At 62.5% G+C, this 15,982-nt stretch carries 14 protein-coding genes; 9 read left to right on the forward strand and 5 right to left on the reverse strand.

Annotated elements, in window-relative coordinates; genetic code table 11:
- On the reverse strand, positions 1–344 hold a 344-nt coding region (locus NEI07_RS08260), incomplete at its 3' end, for a transposase (RefSeq protein ID WP_256033945.1).
- Positions 345–1,250: 906 nt separating this feature from the next.
- On the opposite strand from NEI07_RS08260, the gene amoC reads away from it, so the two are divergent.
- From amoC to amoB, 3 genes are all read left to right on the forward strand, one after another.
- Positions 1,251–2,027, forward strand: a complete 777-nt coding sequence (gene amoC / locus NEI07_RS08265) for a bacterial ammonia monooxygenase, subunit AmoC (protein WP_256033946.1) — start codon at positions 1,251–1,253, stop codon at positions 2,025–2,027.
- 228 nt (positions 2,028–2,255) lie between these two features.
- Positions 2,256–3,026 carry a bacterial ammonia monooxygenase, subunit AmoA gene (gene amoA, locus NEI07_RS08270; RefSeq protein ID WP_256033947.1) on the forward strand — a complete coding sequence of 257 codons (771 nt, stop codon included), beginning with the start codon at positions 2,256–2,258 and terminating at the stop codon, positions 3,024–3,026.
- A 72-nt stretch (positions 3,027–3,098) separates the two neighbouring features.
- Positions 3,099–4,388 (forward strand): bacterial ammonia monooxygenase, subunit AmoB, encoded by a 1,290-nt coding sequence (gene amoB, locus NEI07_RS08275; RefSeq protein WP_256033948.1) that lies wholly within the window; start codon positions 3,099–3,101, stop codon positions 4,386–4,388.
- Positions 4,389–4,661: 273 nt separating this feature from the next.
- Here the strand turns inward: amoB and NEI07_RS08280 are convergent, their stop codons facing one another.
- Together NEI07_RS08280 and metC are read right to left on the reverse strand one after the other, a co-directional pair.
- Positions 4,662–5,015, reverse strand: a complete 354-nt coding sequence (locus NEI07_RS08280; protein ID WP_256033949.1) for a hypothetical protein — start codon at positions 5,013–5,015, stop codon at positions 4,662–4,664.
- 73 nt (positions 5,016–5,088) lie between these two features.
- Positions 5,089–6,273 (reverse strand): cystathionine beta-lyase, encoded by a 1,185-nt coding sequence (metC, locus tag NEI07_RS08285; RefSeq protein ID WP_256033951.1) that lies wholly within the window; start codon positions 6,271–6,273, stop codon positions 5,089–5,091.
- 75 nt (positions 6,274–6,348) lie between these two features.
- Between metC and NEI07_RS08290 the strand changes: the two genes are divergently transcribed.
- Positions 6,349–7,380 (forward strand): amino acid ABC transporter substrate-binding protein, encoded by a 1,032-nt coding sequence (locus NEI07_RS08290; protein WP_256033952.1) that lies wholly within the window; start codon positions 6,349–6,351, stop codon positions 7,378–7,380.
- Here NEI07_RS08290 and NEI07_RS08295 read toward each other — a convergent pair.
- Positions 7,373–7,963: a DUF2478 domain-containing protein gene (locus NEI07_RS08295; RefSeq protein WP_256033954.1), complete on the reverse strand. Its 591-nt coding sequence runs from the start codon at positions 7,961–7,963 to the stop codon at positions 7,373–7,375. The two genes, NEI07_RS08290 and NEI07_RS08295, sit on opposite strands and share 8 nt — an antisense overlap.
- 118 nt (positions 7,964–8,081) lie before the next feature.
- Between NEI07_RS08295 and NEI07_RS08300 the strand changes: the two genes are divergently transcribed.
- Positions 8,082–8,789, forward strand: coding sequence for a VWA domain-containing protein (locus tag NEI07_RS08300; protein ID WP_256033957.1), 708 nt, complete (start codon positions 8,082–8,084; stop codon positions 8,787–8,789).
- Between the two features lie 10 nt (positions 8,790–8,799).
- Positions 8,800–9,525, forward strand: a complete 726-nt coding sequence (locus NEI07_RS08305) for a DnaJ domain-containing protein (protein WP_256033958.1) — start codon at positions 8,800–8,802, stop codon at positions 9,523–9,525.
- Positions 9,526–9,569: 44 nt separating this feature from the next.
- Here NEI07_RS08305 and NEI07_RS08310 read toward each other — a convergent pair whose 3' ends face one another.
- Positions 9,570–11,243, reverse strand: coding sequence for a serine hydrolase (locus NEI07_RS08310; RefSeq protein WP_256033961.1), 1,674 nt, complete (start codon positions 11,241–11,243; stop codon positions 9,570–9,572).
- Positions 11,244–11,478: 235 nt separating this feature from the next.
- Between NEI07_RS08310 and NEI07_RS08315 the strand changes: the two genes are divergently transcribed.
- The 3 genes from NEI07_RS08315 (at position 11,479) to dnaE (ending at position 15,897) form a co-directional block, all read left to right on the forward strand.
- Positions 11,479–11,817, forward strand: coding sequence for a phasin family protein (locus NEI07_RS08315; protein ID WP_256033962.1), 339 nt, complete (start codon positions 11,479–11,481; stop codon positions 11,815–11,817).
- A 136-nt stretch (positions 11,818–11,953) separates the two neighbouring features.
- Entirely contained in the window at positions 11,954–12,289 is a 336-nt protein-coding gene (locus NEI07_RS08320; RefSeq protein ID WP_256033963.1) for a hypothetical protein, read from the forward strand.
- A gap of 146 nt (positions 12,290–12,435) precedes the next feature.
- A complete protein-coding gene (gene dnaE, locus NEI07_RS08325; RefSeq protein WP_256033964.1) occupies positions 12,436–15,897 on the forward strand; it encodes a DNA polymerase III subunit alpha in 3,462 nt (1,153 codons plus the stop codon).
- Positions 15,898–15,982 lie beyond the last annotated feature (85 nt).

Consider the following 15,982-nt stretch of genomic DNA (forward strand, 5'->3'; position numbering starts at 1 on the left):
CGCTGATGAATGTCCTGCACCAGCGCTCTGAATCTCGGCCGAAGCGCGTGCGAATAATGGGCTTTGATCGCCTCCTGGATGATCTGCTCGCGGCGCGGATCGAGACAGCGCGCGCCTTTCGGACGGCCCACCGGACGCGTCCAGGGCGCCGTGATGGCCCCGCAGGTACGAAATGTTTTCATCATGCGATAGGCGGTCGCGCGGCTGACGCCCAAGTCCTTTTTGAGCTCCTCGACGATCTCCTTTGAGGGCTTGTCCACGATGCCGCTGAGGAGCTGGCGGAGAGAATCTTCCCGCCGCTTGCGATAATTCAACTGATGGTCTTCTTCAGAGTTTCCGCTCATTAAGTTTTCTCTTTATTATACTCTTCGGGCCACCTTTTTATTTTACTTTGCGTCAGATCCTTCCTGCTTTGTCTTGGCTCCTATCTGGGCGTGCTTCTTCACATCAAAGACATAGGTCGTATTGAGATATTCTGTCGGTGAGGCGCGACATTTTGGCGACGCGCATGCAATTCGGCCCCTGCGTCTTCAGGCTCCCGCGGGCCCGCGCGCGGACAGGGGATCGTCCCAACTTGAGGGAAATCAAGTTGGGACGATCGTCGCGCCGGGGAGGGCGGTTAAAAGTTGAGGGCTCGGTTCACGGTCGGAATGAAGATTGCGAAGAGGAACACGCAGAAAGCGACCCAAAAGGCGACCCAGCCAAGTTCATTAAACGAGTGCAAAGTCTTCATCCGTTTCCTCTCCATAGACTGCGGCGGACGCTGTCGATCAGCGCTGTTTCGATTTTCAACGATTCAACTCGACGCACAATAGGTTTAACTTGCGGCAACATGTCGCAAGTTTGACTATAATCTGGTCTTAAATCATTCTAACATGGCGCTGTTTCATATTATAATACATCAAAAGCTGCTTAACCGCGCCAACAAACTCAGGTATCAATTATATACAAACTCAAAGTCTCAATATTTGTAGCAATAAAATGAGATTTTAGACAGCATATGATGCAAATTGTCGCATGCTGAATACTATACTTTGCTTGACGTTCGTAGTGTTCGACGTGATAGGCTTTCCCTAGCTGTGAAAGCCGCCGCGCGTTGCGCGCGTCGCGAGCGGTCATCGCGCCAGCGCTCTTTTGATCGCTTCACGCGGCGAGAGGTGCGCCTTGCGCGGCGCAAATCGCAGCAATGGGTGGCGCAGCGCCAATCGGGACGGCAACTGCGTCTCGAGCCCGAAAGAGGAGAGGCAATGATGAATCAAACGACACAAAAAGCCGTGAGCGCCGCACAAGCCGGCGAGACCGATACGATCGTGAACTACAAGCCCGCCTACATCACCATGGGCGTGATGCTGGTGTTTTACGTCGGCATCCGAATCTATGAGCAATATTTCGGATGGAAGGCCGGCCTCGATTCCTTCGCGCCGGAATTCCAGACCTACTGGATGAATTTGATGTGGACCGAGCTGCCGCTCGAGTTCATCGCCTTCTGCGCCATCGGCGGCTATCTCTGGAAGACGCGTGACCGCAACATCGACGCCGTCGCGCCGCGCGAGGAGATGCGCCGCATCTTGACGCTCATCGGCTGGCTCGCGGTTTACGCCTTCTCGGTCTACTGGGGCGCCTCTTACTTCACTGAACAGGATGGCACCTGGCACCAGACCGTGATTCGCGACACCGACTTCACGCCGAGCCACATCCTGGAGTTCTACCTCAGCTATCCGATCTACATCATCTGCGGCTGGGGCGCCTTCATGTATGCGCACACGCGCATCCCGCAGTTCGCCAAGCGAATCTCGCTCGCCTTCCTGATGTTCTTCGCCGGGCCGTTCATGATTTTCCCGAACATCGGCCTGAACGAGTGGGGCCACACTTTCTGGTTCATGGAAGAGCTGTTCACCGCGCCGCTGCACTGGGGCTTCGTGTTCTTCGGCTGGTTCGCGCTCGCCGTTTTCGGCGTCGCGCGCCAGGTGCTCGATCGGGTGATCGAACTCAGCAAGGAATATGAGAAGGACGCTCTCGCGCTTTAGATCACGCTGCATTTGGGCGTCATCGCCCAAATGCAGATGACGTGATCGATTCCAAAACTTAGAGCGCGCTTTGCGCGAAAAACCGGGTTCCACTTTTTCGCAGCGCGCTCTGACACGCTCAACCTTCGCGCGTTGCGCATCGAAACGGAAAGCGGCCGTCGACCAAAAAGGCGAAGGCCGGCGGGGCCGCCGCTTTCCTTCAGCAAGATTAATTCGAGAGAGGAAAACATGTCGGCATCAACTGAAACAGGCTCGCCAGCCGGCAAGACCTGGAAATCGAAAGAAGAGTTTCTCGGCTGCGTCATCCTGACGGACTGGATCCTGCTGGTGATCCTGTTCGCCGTGCTGCTCGGCTCCTTCCACATCCACTACATGCTGCTCGCCGGCGACTGGGACTTCTGGATCGACTTCAAAGATCGGCGCATGTGGCCGACGGTGACGCCGATCGTCGCCATGTGCTTCGCCGCGGCCGCGCAGTCCTTCTTCTGGACGAGGTTCCGACTGCCGATCGGCGCCACGACCGTCGTGCTCGCTCTGCTGATTGGCGAGTGGATCAACCGCTATGACAACTTCTGGGGCTGGACCTTCTTCCCGATCAATCTGGTGTTTCCGTCAGCGCTCGTTCCCATGGGCTTCTGGCTCGACATCGTGCTGATGATCTCGGGCAGCTGGCTGGTCACGGCGCTCCTCGGCGGTCTTGGCTGGGGCCTCCTGTTCTATCCGATCAATTGGCCCGTGTTGGCGCAATATCATCAGGCCACTGAAATCGACGGCGTGCTGCTCACGCTCGCCGACCTCATCGGCTTCAACTACGTCCGCACCGGCACCCCGGAATACATCCGCATGGTCGAGCGCGGCACGCTGCGCACCTTCGGCAAGGACGTGGTTCCGGTCGCCGCCTTCTTCTCCGGCTTCATTTCGATGCTCGTCTACTTCCTGTGGTGGAACATGGGCAAATGGTTCTCGACGACGAAATATATCGAGATCGAAGAGGTCTAGGACGCGACGCGCAATTTCACCGGAGCCGGCGACGGCTCCGGCGGCGAAAAAAATGCAAGGGAGTAACTCCAGATGAAAAGCTTGAATTTGCAATCGATGGCCAAATGCGCGACGGCCCGTGTCGTCCGCCTTTGGATCCTCGGATTGGCCGTTGCAGGCGCGCTAACAACCTTGCCTGCGGCGACGCCCGCCGCCGCGCATGGCGAACGTTCCCAGCAGGCCTTCCTGCGCATGCGCACGCTCAACTGGTATGACGTCAAATGGTCGAAGACCGAGCTCAACGTGAATGACGAGATGGAGCTCACCGGAAAGGTGCATGTGTTTTCCGGCTGGCCGCAAGCCGTCGCCAGGCCCGGCGAATCATTTCTCAACGTCGGCGAGCCGGGACCGGTGCTCATCCGCAAGAGCGCCTTCGTCGGCGAAGTGCCGGTGCCGCGCACCTTCTCGATGGATGTCGGCGAGGACTATGAATACAAGATCGTCCTGAAAGCGCGCCGACAAGGCCGCTATCACGTCCATGTCCAGATCAACGTCAAGGACGGCGGCCCGATCGTCGGTCCGGGCCAGTGGATCACCATCAAGGGCGACATGAAGGATTTCACCAATCCCGTGACGCTGCTCGAAGGTTCGACAATCGATCTCGAAACCTATGGGATCACCTGGACCTATATCTATCACTTCTTCTGGATGGCTGCCGCCACCGCCTGGATTCTCTATTGGTTCATGACCAAAGGGATCATCGTCCGATATTGGCAGGTCAAGGCCGGCAAGGGCCGCGAGCTGATCGGTCAAGACGAAAAGCGGATCGGAGCGATCACCCTTGCCGCGGTTCTCTTGGCTGTGCTCGTCTTCTATGCCGCCGCCAACCGGGAGTTTCCGCGCACGCTGCCGATGCAGGCAGGCTTGCTGACCGGCATCTCGCCGATCAACGAGCCGCGGTCGACCGTCGCCGTTCAGTTTAAGGGCGGCTCCTATACGGTGCCGGGCCGTGAATTGCGGATCAGGGCGAAGGTGACCAATAATGGCAAGGAGCCGGTCCGGCTCGGCGAATTCACTGCCGCCGGTCTGCGCTTCCTCAATCCGGAAGTCTTCACGACGCGGCCGGATTTCCCTGACTATCTGCTTGCCGACCGCGGCCTTTCCGTGAGCGATTCCAACCCGATCGCGCCCGGCGAGACTCGCGACCTGGAAGTGATCATTCAGGACGCCCGCTTCGACATCGAACGCCTGTCCGATCTCGCCTACGACACCGATAGCCAGTTTGGCGGACTGCTGTTCTTCTTCACCCCCTCCGGCGAGCGTCAGAGAGCTGAAATCGGCGGCCCGGTTATTCCGAAGTTCCAGGCGGGAGCCACGCTCTAATCCTCCAAGCGTTGTTGCGCGCTCACTGCGAGCGCGCAACAAAACCTTGCCCGCCCAAGTTCTTGGGCGGGCATTTTGCATGGCGATATGCGATCGCCAAGGCGCGCGGGCCAAGCCGTCTCTTTTAGCGGGCTGACGAAGGCGTAGGGGCGTCGTAGCGAGAACGACTACGCCGCCGCATCAATTGCAGCACCGTTTCCACGCTTGAATGGTCAAAGGCGCCCGCTCGATTTCCGCGCGTCGCAATGAGGACCTACTTGGAGATGTGTTGGGTTAGCGCGTTTTCGCCGCCGGCGGATCGGCGCGCATCCAGCCTTTCGGAAGCTTCATGCGGGGGGCCTTACAAAACCCCGTAGGTTCGGCGACTTTGGCGGTCTTGTCTTTTCTGCCCGAACGGCTCTTGGCTGCTGCTGGGGAAGCATCCTTGTCGCCCTTGTCGTAGACCGTCTTGTCCTTGCAGACATCGGGGCATTTGCCGATGACGTCGGACTTGTTCTGGCCGCATCCCTTGCAGGCGCATGTGGAGTTCGGAAAGTCTTCACCACTGGCCGCCCGCGCCGGCGCGACGCCCGCAATCAAAAAACCGCAGACGGCCACATAGGCAACAACCCGGGAAACGGCCACCATATTGCTTCTCCTCTTCAAGACAGCTGTTCACATAGGAATCCGAAAACCTGAATTACACTGCGGCGCGCCGCCTTCAATGGCCGTTGAGGCGCGCGAGCCCCGCCTCAAGATCAGACTTCAGATCCGCGACATCCTCCAGTCCGATGGAGAAGCGCAGCGCCGGTCCTTCCGGAGTCCAGCGCGTCGCCGTCCTGTATGAAGAGCAGTCGAATGGCAGGACAAGGCTTTCATAGCCGCCCCATGAGTATCCGATGCCAAACAATTCCAATCCGTCGACAAAAGCGGCGACCGCCTTTTTTGAAGTCTCTTTGAGGATAACGGAAAAAACGCCAGAGGCGCCGGTAAAGTCCCGTTTCCACAGCGCGTGGCCGGGATGCGTCGCAAGGCCGGGATGCAGCACGCGCGAAACTTCCGGCCGGTTCTCCAGCCACCGCGCGATGTCGAGCGCGGCGCGCTCCTGTTCGCGCATCCGTAGCGCCATGGTGCGCAGCCCGCGCAAGGCGAGCGCGGCGTCGTCGGGACTGGACCCCATGCTGAAGGCGTTGAAGGTCGCGCGCAGGCGCTTCGCCCACTGTGAATTGGCCGAAACAAGCCCCATGAGGAGGTCGGCGTGGCCCGAGAGATATTTGGTGCCGGCGTCGACGGCGAGGTCGCAGCCGCGCTCATGCGGCGGGAAGAGAAGAGGGGTCGCCCAGGTGTTGTCCGCGATGACACAGGCCCCATGGGCGTGGGCGGCCGCGGCGATTGCAGGAATGTCTTGAACTTCCATGCTCTGCGAACCAGGCGACTCGACGAGCACGGCGGTCGTTTCAGGCTTCATCATCGCGGCGATGCCGCCGCCGATCAAGGGATCGTAGTAGTCGACCGCGACGCCGAAGCGGGCCAGGATGCCGTCGCAGAAGATCCGCGTCGGCTGATAGGCGGAATCGACGATGAGCGCATGCGCGCCCGCGTGCGTGGCGGTGAGAAGCGCCAGCCCGATCGCCGCAAGGCCGGAGGGCGTCAACACCGTATCCGCGGCGCCGGCGATCTCGCTCCAGCCCTGCTCGAGCGCGCGAGTCGTGGGCGTCCCCTTGGTGCCGTAGGTGTACGGCTGGCGTAACGCCTCGAGAGCGGCGACCGTGGGGAACAGCACCGTCGAACCGCGATAAATAGGGGGATTGACGAAGCCGAAATGATCGAACGGCGTGCGGCCGGCTTGCGTCACCAGCGTAGCGGGCTTTAATTTGCGCCTTGTTTTTCGCTTTTCTTCGGACATGCCGCCTCTGACAACTCGCCTTTGCGTGAACGCCGCGCGACCGTAGTATATCCTCCGCCGGATGCCGAGCCCGCCATGATCCGCCGCACAGTTTTCGCCGCCCTCGCGGCCCTCGCCGGAGCGCTTTTCGCTGTCGGCGCCGGCGCGCAGACGGACGTCGGTCCCACGCTCGCGCAGATCATGAAGCGCGGCTATTTGACCTGCGGCGTGACCGACGCGCCCGGCCTTGCTCAACGCGACGGCGCGGGTGAATGGCGGGGCTTCGACGTCGATTTCTGCCGGGCCGTCGCCAGCGCCGTCCTCGACGACCCAGGCAAGGCGCGATTCGTCGAGCTCTCGCAAAAGGGGCGCGCGGGCGCGTTGCAGGCCGGCGCTGTCGATCTGCTCGTCAGCGCCTCGCCATGGACCCAAGCGCGCGACGCCGGCCAGAAGCTGATCTATGCCGGCGTCTTCCTCCATGACGGGCAGGGGTTCTTGGTCCGCCGGCAGCGCAACTTAGCTTCCGTCCAGGACCTCGACGGCGCGTCGATCTGTATCGAGCAGGGCACGCCCTATGAACTCGCCGTCGCCGACTTTTTCCGGGCCCGCAAGGCGAAATATGATCCGAAGCTGTTCCCGAGCCTCGAGGACGCGGTCAAGGCCTATGACGGGGAAAAATGCGAAGCGCTGACGGCTGACGTTTCGACGCTGCACGGCGTCCGCATCGGCTTGACCGCGCCTGCGGATCACGTGGTCCTGCCGGACATTCTTTCGAAATCGCCGCGCGGCCCGCTTGTCCGCCAAGGCGACGATCAGTGGCTGAACATCGTCCGCTGGACGCTGTTCGCGATGATCGACGCAGAGGAGCTGGAGGTGTCGAAGGCGAACGCCGACGCCGCTTTGTCGTCGGAGAATCCGCAGATACGGCGGCTGCTCGGCGTTGACGGGGCCCATGGCGACGATCTCGGCCTCTCTCAGGATTGGGCCTACCGCATCGTCAAACATGTCGGCAATTACGCCGACGTTTTTGAGCGCAATCTCGGGCAGGGGGCCCCCTACGCCATGGAGCGCAGGCTGAACGCTTTGTGGAACAAGGGCGGCCTGATGTATGCGCCGCCGGTCAGATAGAGGCGCGATCCGGCGACGCGGCGCGGAGCTTCGCCCACCAATCCGCGAGCGCCTGGCGCTCGGGCGCGATGTCTTCCGCCAGCGGCCCGGCGAAGGCGCGCCATTCGTCGCGATAGTGCGGAGAGACCGCCGCGATTACCGGAACGCGCGCGGTCATCGCCGCTCGGAAGGCGTCGCAGAGCCCGCCACGCGCCGCCTCCTGTTTGGAGAACTTGCTGATCACGATCAATTGCGCGCCGTCGCGCGCCGCGCGCTCAATCGCCGCGCAGGCGAGCGCCAGCTCGCTCGTATCGAGATTGCAGGCGACCGAACCGGGGCCAAGGTCCTGCGAGATCGGATAAAAGGCGCCCGTGGCGACGTCGCGCAATACGATGCCCGAGCGGCCAGCTGAATCCGCGACGCGCGTCTGCGTCACGCCGCCGACCCGCACGCCATCCCGCATCAGCTCTTCGGCGAAGGCCTGCATCAGGGACTGGATCCGAACGCTATCTTCAGCGGGCAGGGCCGCAATGCGCGTCCATCCGGTCGCGGCCGTCAGCGCGGATCCGTTCAGGACATGAGATTCTTCGCTGGGGATCGACATCGAATCCTCGCCGGGCGCGCTGAAAGAGCCTATGTTTCAGGTTGCGCGCCAGCCTCTTGTTTATCAGAGAGCAGGGCCGATTTGATAGAGAGCGTCAGATAAAACGACGTGAACCGCAGTGGGCGAACATTCACCTAAACCGCCGGCAGCTCAAGGCTCAGTGCAATCGGGGCCGATAGACGCCTTCCTGGACAAGGCAAAGAACGTCGCGGCGAGAGCGTCGCGCGGACGCCTGATTTTCGCGCTGGACGCCACAATGAGCAGACAGCCGACCTGGGACATGGCCCAGTCAATTCAGGGCGAAATGTTCCGCACGACCGCCGCGCAGGGAGGACTGGATGTTCAACTCGTCTACTTCCGCGGCTTCGGAGAATGCCGCGCCTCGCGCTTTGTCTCGGGAGGCGAGGGGCTCGGCGCGCTGATGTCGCGCATCGCTTGTCGAGGCGGCCGCACGCAGATCGGCAAGGTTCTGCGCCACGCTCTCGACGAATCGCGAGCGGGACGCGTCGGCGCGCTCGTTTACATCGGCGACGCTATGGAGGAGCGGCTTGACGCCCTCGCGGCGACGGCAGGCGAACTTGGGCTGCTCGGCGTCAAGGCCTTCATGTTCCATGAGGGCCAGGACTCGGTCGCACAGCATGCCTATCGTGAGATCGCGCGCCTAACGGGCGGCGCCTATGCGGCGTTCGACGCCACGGCTCCAGGGCGTTTAGCGGAGCTTCTCGCCGCCGCGGCGGCTTACGCGGTAGGGGGCAGACGCGAACTGGAGCGGCGCGCCGAAGAAGGCGGGGACGCCGCGCGCCTGCTTCTGTCTCAGATCGGTTGAGGATAAACGGATGCCCATTCTGATCGGACTCATCGCCCTGCTCCTGACGATCGTGGCGCTAAACGCCTATACGAAGACGTCGCCGGCGCTATTGGCGGTGATTCTCAAGCGCGGGGGCGGCTTCCTTGCTCTCGCGCTGGGCGCGTTGCTTTTGGTGCGGGGACGCCTCGACCTGGGCATGGCGCTCTTGGGCTTTGGCGTTTGGCTGATGGGCTTCGGCGGGGGCGCCCTGCGCGGCTTTCGCAAAGCGGGCGCAGGCGCCGGCGGCGTATCGCGGGTTCGATCGGCGATGATCGAAATGGAGCTCGACCACTCCACGGGCGCCATACGGGGCGTGGTTCTGGCCGGTCAGCACGAAGGCGTGCATCTTGATTCGCTGGCGCGGCCTGCGCTCCTCGAACTCTACGGCGTTTGCCGCCGGGACGATCCTGACGGCGCCAGGCTTTTAGAGGCTTATCTGGACCGCCGATTTTCCGGCTGGCGTTCGGCAAGCGATGCGCACGCAAACTCGGGGAGTTTTCGTTCGGGCGAGGGCGGCGCGCGTCGTGCAGGCGCGATTTCGGAAGACGAGGCTTACGAAATTCTCGGCCTCAAGCGCGGCGCGGCGGCGGCGGACATTGCGCGCGCCCATCGTGATCTGATGAAGAAGCTTCATCCAGATCTTGGCGGAACGACTGATCTTGCGGCCCGGGTAAATGAGGCCAAGGACGTCCTCATGCGGCGTCACCAGCACTGACGCGCGTCGCGCGCCGTAGTCGTGGTCCCAAGTCGTGGACATGATCAGTTCTTTGTCGTGAAGCAGGAGAAGCCAGAGCGCTTGAGCGCCTTGCAGGCCGACTGCGCCGTGTCTTCCTCAAGCCCGGCGAAACGCGCGCGATAGAGCGTCTCGGTTCCCCTCTGCACCTTCTCGGTGAAGGCCTTGGCGGTCGCGGGAAAGCCTTGAAGCTGGCTGCGCGCGCGCACGAGCAGCTGATTGGCCTTCTCCTGATCGTCGGTCGCGCCGATCTGAATCATCCAGCCTGGCCGCCCCGGACGCGCGGCGTCCGCCTTTGCGAGCTGTAACTTTGCGGCGCCGCCGCGAATGGCGGAAGGCGTCGTAGACACAGGCGTAACGTCGATTTTACGCGCGCCGTTCGTCGTAGAGCCGTCGCGCGCAGCCACTGGCGTAGCGCCCGCGCGGACCTTGGCGCTGGGAGACGCGCCCTTGCGTTCCGCATCCCGGTCGTCGGCCGTTCGCTTCTGACCGCCGGAAACGAAAGCAGGGCGAACCGCTGGCCGCTCAGCGCTCTCCTGCGGCGGAATAGCCGCCGCAGGAACCGGAGCGTTCAGCCGGCGGTCAAACGGTTCGGGCTGCCCGACGGGCTCATCCTGAGGCTCCGCATAAGCCAAGCGCTCCGCGGCGATCTGTTGGGCGCGCTCGGCGGCGCGTTCGGCGCGCTGCGTGCGCTCATACGCCAACTGCTCCTGCGCCTCGGCGGCCTGCGGATCTTCGCTCACCGCCGCCGCAGTTCTTACGGAAGAGCCGCCGTCGATGTGTTCCTCGATCAGCCCCGCCATAATGCGATCCCGCGTGTAGGCGGTCTTACCGCCCATCACCACCGCGACAATGTGATGCCCGCGACGGCGCACCGAGGTCAGCAGATTGAAGCCGGACGCGCGCGTGTAGCCGGTCTTGATGCCGTCCATGCCTTCGACCTGGCCGAGGAGATGATTGTGGTTTCGGTGCAGGGCGCCGTTGTAGGCGAAGCTCGGCGTCGAGAAATAACGATAATAGCGCGGAAAGCGCTCCTGGATGGCGCGACCGAGCAGCGCGAGATCATAGGCGGTCGTCACCTGATTTGGATCGGGGAGCCCCGACGCGTTCTCATAATTGGTATTGCGCATCCCCAGCGCATGAGCCTTGCGCGTCATCATTTGCGCGAAACTATGTTCGTCGCCCGCGACGTTCTCGGCGATCGCGCAGGCGATGTCATTGGCGGATTTGGTGACGACCGCCTTGATCGCATTGTCGACGCTGATCGTTTGTCCGGGACGCAGGCCGAGCTTGGATGGCGCCTGCGCCGCCGCGTGTTGCGAAATCATCAGCGGCGAGTCCAGTCGCAGCCGCCCTTTTTCGAGCTGCTCGAACAGCAGATAGAGCGTCATCACCTTGGTGACCGAGGCGGGGTGGCGCAACTCATGCTCGGCGCGGGAATACAGCGCGCGGCCGCTGTTGGCGTCGACGACGATGGCCGAAAAGCCGCGATGCTCGCCGATGACAGGGTCGCGGACGGCGTTGGCGCGCGCGTGGACGGCCGACATGCCGGCGTCAGAACTACTACGATGGTGGAAATGATGTCCGCGGCGCGCCTCCGCAGGGAGGGCCGACATTGTGACGAGGATCGTTATCGTGGCAAAGCTTGCCGCGAGGGAGCGGGGCCGCGGCAGGCGGTCCGACAAACTCGATCTCAGCATAAACGCGCCCCTTGACTTGACCATTCTTCGCCACCGCCAGCCGCGCCAAAAGTGACGAATTCGCAGACTAAGCGCTTGCAGTTACCCGCGGGTTAAGCGCGAGCACGGCGTCGTGCCTATTTTGCGCCGCAACATTTTTATTGACTTTATTTTGTGCAATGCATATAAATAGGTCGTGAGCGGGCGCATAGCGCCGCATAGGGCGCCTTTGCGCCAAAATCATGAGGACGAACCGATGGCAGCTAATTTCGACAGCGTTCAGAAGCTCGGCAAAGAGCAGTTTGAAGCCGTGTCCGCCGCTGCGGCTGCGGTGACCAAGGGCTGGCAGAGCATCGCCGCGGAGACCACCGATTATTCCAAGAAATCCTTCGAAAAGAGCCGCGTTCTGGCTGAAAAGCTGATTACGGTCAAGAAGATCGACGAAGCGTTGCAGCTTCAGTCCGATTTCGCCAAAAGCGCCTACGAGGATTTCCTTGCCGAAGCGACCAAGCTCGGCGAACTCTACGCCTCGATCGCCAAGGAAGCGTTCAAGCCGATCGAGACAGCGGCGAAAGCCTATAGCCCTGCCGAGTAATAGGCGCTAAACACGTTCGTCCAAAACGCGGCTAGGACACATGAGCCCCGGGGAGGCAGTCGCCTCCGCCGGGCTTTGGACCGAGCGCCGTTCGTGCTGCTTCGCCGAACGGCGGTCTTTAGCCTAGGAGTACCACATGAGTTATGGAAAGCCGGCGATCTCCGCCGGCGCCCTGTTTGGCGCGTTTCTTCTGAGCGCCGCACTGTCTCCCGCGACGGCGCAGGATGTGCGCATCGGCTGTTCCCTCGTCCAGCAATATGGCGGCGCGGAAGTGAGCGCCGTGCTTGACCAGGTCCGCACAAGCGTTGGCGAAAGCGAGGCGAACGCGCTTCACGCCAAATATGTCGGCCTCAGGAACGACTGCAGTTCTAATCTGAGCGCGTCTCGTGTGGTTCGCCTCTCTCCCGCGATGCACAGGCTCCTCAACGAATATGGCGTGAACGTTCACCGCTTCGCGGTTTTGCAGCGGTAGTCTGCTCTCCGCCCCAGACTTGAAAAAGTCGGGGCGGACGCCGCCTTTCGCGCTATCTGGGGACGGCGGCGCGCGCGGAGTTCCTGGACGCGGCGCGAAACTGTAGAATTCGGCTCGAATCCGTCCGTGCTCTCAAGGCCCAGATCATGCCTGCCGCCGAAGCCGGCTTCGTGCATCTTCACGTCCACACAGCCTATTCGCTGCGCGAGGGCGCGCTTTCGCTCGGCAAGCTGATTGATCTCGCGGTGCGCGACCTCCAGCCCGCGCTCGCTGTCACCGACACCAATAATCTCTTCGCCGCCCTGGAGTTTTCCGAGAAGGCGGCGAAAGCTGGGCTCCAACCGATCGCAGGCGCACAACTCCGGGTCGACTTCGGCGACGGCAAGGGCGGCGCAGTCGCGGCGCGAGACGATCGTTTCGCCAACATCGTGCTGCTGGCCAAGACCGAGGCCGGCTATCGCAATTTGATGCGGCTCGCCTCGCGCGCCTTTCTCGATGTCGAGCAGGGCGAAGAGCCGCGTCTGACGCTCGACGCGCTGGCTGCTGATTCCGGGGAGCTGATCGCATTGACCGGCGGGCCGGATGGCGCGTTGGACCGCGCCCTCGCGCAGGGCAGGCCGGAGCAGGCGCGCGCGCGCCTCGCAACGCTCGAGCGTCTCTATGGCGACCGGCTGTATATCGAGGTCCAGCGCCACAGTTTGCGTTCTGAACGCGACGTGGAGCCGCAGCTGCTGGACCTTGCCTATCGTCGCGGGCTGCCGCTCGTGGCGACGAATGAGCCCTATTTCGCTCAGCCCGCCGATTTCGAAGCGCATGACGCGCTGCTCTGTATCGCCGAAGGCGCGGTGACGAGCATCGACGATCGGAGGCGGGTCTCGCCCGAGCACTACTTCAAGACTCGCGCGCAAATGTGCGCGCTTTTCGCCGATCTCCAAGAGGCGACCGCCAACACGCTGGAGATCGCCCGTCGGGTCAGCTTCCGGCCCCAAACGCGCAAGCCGATCATGCCGCGGTTCGTGCAAGAAGACCGCGACGCGCATTCTCTCGACGAAATCGAGGCGCAGGAGCTGCGTCGTCAAGCAATCGAAGGGCTGGAGCAGCGCCTCGCCGCGCATGGGCCGGCGCCGGGCCGAACGCGGGAGGAATACGCCGCGCGACTCGATTTCGAACTTTCCGTCATCGAGAAGATGCGCTTCCCGGGCTACTTCCTCATCGTCTCCGACTTCATCAAATTCGCCAAATCCCAGGGAATTCCGGTCGGACCGGGACGCGGCTCCGGTGCGGGTTCGCTCGTCGCCTATGCGCTGACCATCACCGATCTGGATCCGGTTCGCTTCGGACTCTTCTTCGAACGCTTCCTCAACCCTGAGCGCAATTCGATGCCGGACTTCGACATCGACTTCTGCCAGACGCGGCGCGGCGAGGTGATCGACTACGTCAGACGCCGCTATGGCGCCGACCGGGTGGCGCAGATCATCACCTTCGGCTCCTTCCTGGCGCGCGGCGTTTTGCGCAGCGTCGGTCGCGTGCTCGAAATGCCGCTCGGACAGGTCGACAAGCTCGCCAAGCTCGTGCCGCAGAATCCGGCGAAGCCCGTCACGCTCGCCGAGGCGCTGGCGAGCGAGCAGAAATTACGCGAGGCCGTGGAGGAGGACGAGCGCGTCAGGCGGCTCTTTAAAATCGCCGGCTCGCTTGAAGGGCTTTTTTCCAACGCCTCCACCCACGCCGCCGGCGTCGTCATCGGCGACCGCCCGCTGCACGAGGTGACGCCGCTTTACCGCGATCCAAAGTCCGACATGCCGGCGACCCAGTTCAATATGAAGTGGGTCGAGCCGGCGGGATTGATCAAATTCGACTTTCTCGGTCTGAAGACGCTCACCGTGCTCGCAACGGCGAGCAGTTTGGCGCGCCGCCGCGACCCTGGCTTCGACCTCGCCAAGGTTCCGCTCGATGATCCGGCGACCTATGCGCTGCTCGGCCGCGGCGAGACAGTCGGGATATTCCAGCTGGAAAGCGCCGGCATGCGCAAGGCGCTGGTCGAAATGCACGCGGATCGCTTTGAGGACATCATTGCGCTCGTGGCGCTGTATCGCCCGGGGCCGATGGCCAATATCCCCACCTATTGCGCGGTGAAGCTCGGCGATGAGGAGGCGGATTATTACCACCCCAAGATCGAGCCCATTTTGAAGGAGACCTTCGGCGTCATCATCTACCAGGAGCAGGTGATGCAGATCGCGCAGGTGCTCTCCGGCTACACGCTGGGCGAAGCCGATATGCTCCGCCGCGCCATGGGCAAAAAAATCAAGTCCGAGATGGACGCCCAGCGCGAGCGCTTCGTGAAGGGGGCGATCGAACGCGAGGTAAAGGCGGACCTCGCCAATTTCATCTTCGACCTCCTGGCGAAATTCGCCGATTATGGCTTCAACAAGAGCCATGCGGCGGCCTATGCGCTGATCGCCTATCAGACCGCCTGGTTCAAGACGCATTATCCGGCGGAGTTCCTCGCCGCCTCAATGACCTTTGACAAGAGCCAGACCGACAAGCTCGCCGAGTTCCGCGACGAGGCGCGGCGCATGGGCATCGCGGTCCAACCGCCGTCGATCAATGAGTCGGGCGTCGACTTCGACGTCGCGCCGGGCGCCGAGGGCAGGCTCGCGATCCGCTACGCATTTTCGGCCCTCAAAGGTGTCGGCGAAGCGCAGGCCGAGTCTCTCGTGCGCTCCCGCGGGGCGCGCGGATTTGCGAGTCTCGCCGACGTCGCGAGACGGCTGAACCCGCGCGAAGTGAACAAGAAGACGCTGGAGAGCCTTGCGGCCTGCGGCGCCTTCGACGAAATCGAGCCCAATCGCGCCAAGGCTTTCGCCGCGATCGAACCGATCCTCGCCGCCGCGAACAGGCACGCCGAGGACCGCAAGGCCGGACAAAATGCGCTCTTTGGCGAAGCTGAGCCTGCGGACCTTGCGGTTCCAAAGACGCCGCCCTGGCCAGCGGCCGAGACGCTGCGACGTGAATTTGAAGCCGCCGGTTTCTTTCTCTCGGGCCATCCGCTCGACGCTTACGCCGGCCTCTTGCCGAAGCTTCGCGTGTCGCGATGGAGCGAATTCGCCGCCTCCGTCAAGCGCGGCGCCACTGCGGGCCGGCTCGCCGCCGTGGTTCTGGACAGGACCGAAAGGCGCACCAAGTCCGGGTCCAAGATGGGGATCTTGCAGCTCTCGGACGTCAGCGGACAATATGAGGCGATCCTCTTCCAGGAGGGCCTGATCCAATATCGCGATCTTCTGGAGAAGGGCGCGGCGGTGCTCGTGACCCTATCCGCGGCGGTCGAGGGCGAGGACGTCCGGGCGCGCATCGTTGCTGTCGAACCTTTGGCGGCGGCGGCGGCGCGCGGGAAAAAGGGACTGCGCGTCGTCGTCGGCGACGAGGAGCCGCTCGACGGGATTAAGAGTCGGCTCGCCGGCCGTGGCGACGGCGAGGTGTCGATTCTTCTGAAGCGCGATGCGGGACGGGAGGAAATCGAAATCCGACTGCCCGGAAGCTACCCCGTCACTCCGGAAGTGGCCGGCGCGCTGCGCGCCATTCCGGGCGTTCTGGAAGTCGAATATCTGTAGGGAGCTTCTTAAACTTAAACTATAGGTTTAAGATCTAACATTTTGATTCAATTGTATTCACGAATATTGATGTTGAGGCAGTAGC

The organism is Methylocystis suflitae, assembly GCF_024448135.1.
GTDB lineage: Bacteria > Pseudomonadota > Alphaproteobacteria > Rhizobiales > Beijerinckiaceae > Methylocystis > Methylocystis suflitae.

Coding starts and splice junctions, on each gene's coding strand:
- amoC (WP_256033946.1), top strand. CDS start 1,251: ATGAATCAAACGACACAAAAAGCCGTGAGCGCCGCACAAGCCGGCGAG.
- amoA (WP_256033947.1), top strand. CDS start 2,256: ATGTCGGCATCAACTGAAACAGGCTCGCCAGCCGGCAAGACCTGGAAA.
- amoB (WP_256033948.1), top strand. CDS start 3,099: ATGAAAAGCTTGAATTTGCAATCGATGGCCAAATGCGCGACGGCCCGT.
- NEI07_RS08280 (WP_256033949.1), bottom strand. CDS start 5,015: ATGGTGGCCGTTTCCCGGGTTGTTGCCTATGTGGCCGTCTGCGGTTTT.
- metC (WP_256033951.1), bottom strand. CDS start 6,273: ATGTCCGAAGAAAAGCGAAAAACAAGGCGCAAATTAAAGCCCGCTACG.
- NEI07_RS08290 (WP_256033952.1), top strand. CDS start 6,349: ATGATCCGCCGCACAGTTTTCGCCGCCCTCGCGGCCCTCGCCGGAGCG.
- NEI07_RS08295 (WP_256033954.1), bottom strand. CDS start 7,963: ATGTCGATCCCCAGCGAAGAATCTCATGTCCTGAACGGATCCGCGCTG.
- NEI07_RS08305 (WP_256033958.1), top strand. CDS start 8,800: ATGCCCATTCTGATCGGACTCATCGCCCTGCTCCTGACGATCGTGGCG.
- NEI07_RS08310 (WP_256033961.1), bottom strand. CDS start 11,243: ATGCTGAGATCGAGTTTGTCGGACCGCCTGCCGCGGCCCCGCTCCCTC.
- NEI07_RS08315 (WP_256033962.1), top strand. CDS start 11,479: ATGGCAGCTAATTTCGACAGCGTTCAGAAGCTCGGCAAAGAGCAGTTT.
- NEI07_RS08320 (WP_256033963.1), top strand. CDS start 11,954: ATGAGTTATGGAAAGCCGGCGATCTCCGCCGGCGCCCTGTTTGGCGCG.
- dnaE (WP_256033964.1), top strand. CDS start 12,436: ATGCCTGCCGCCGAAGCCGGCTTCGTGCATCTTCACGTCCACACAGCC.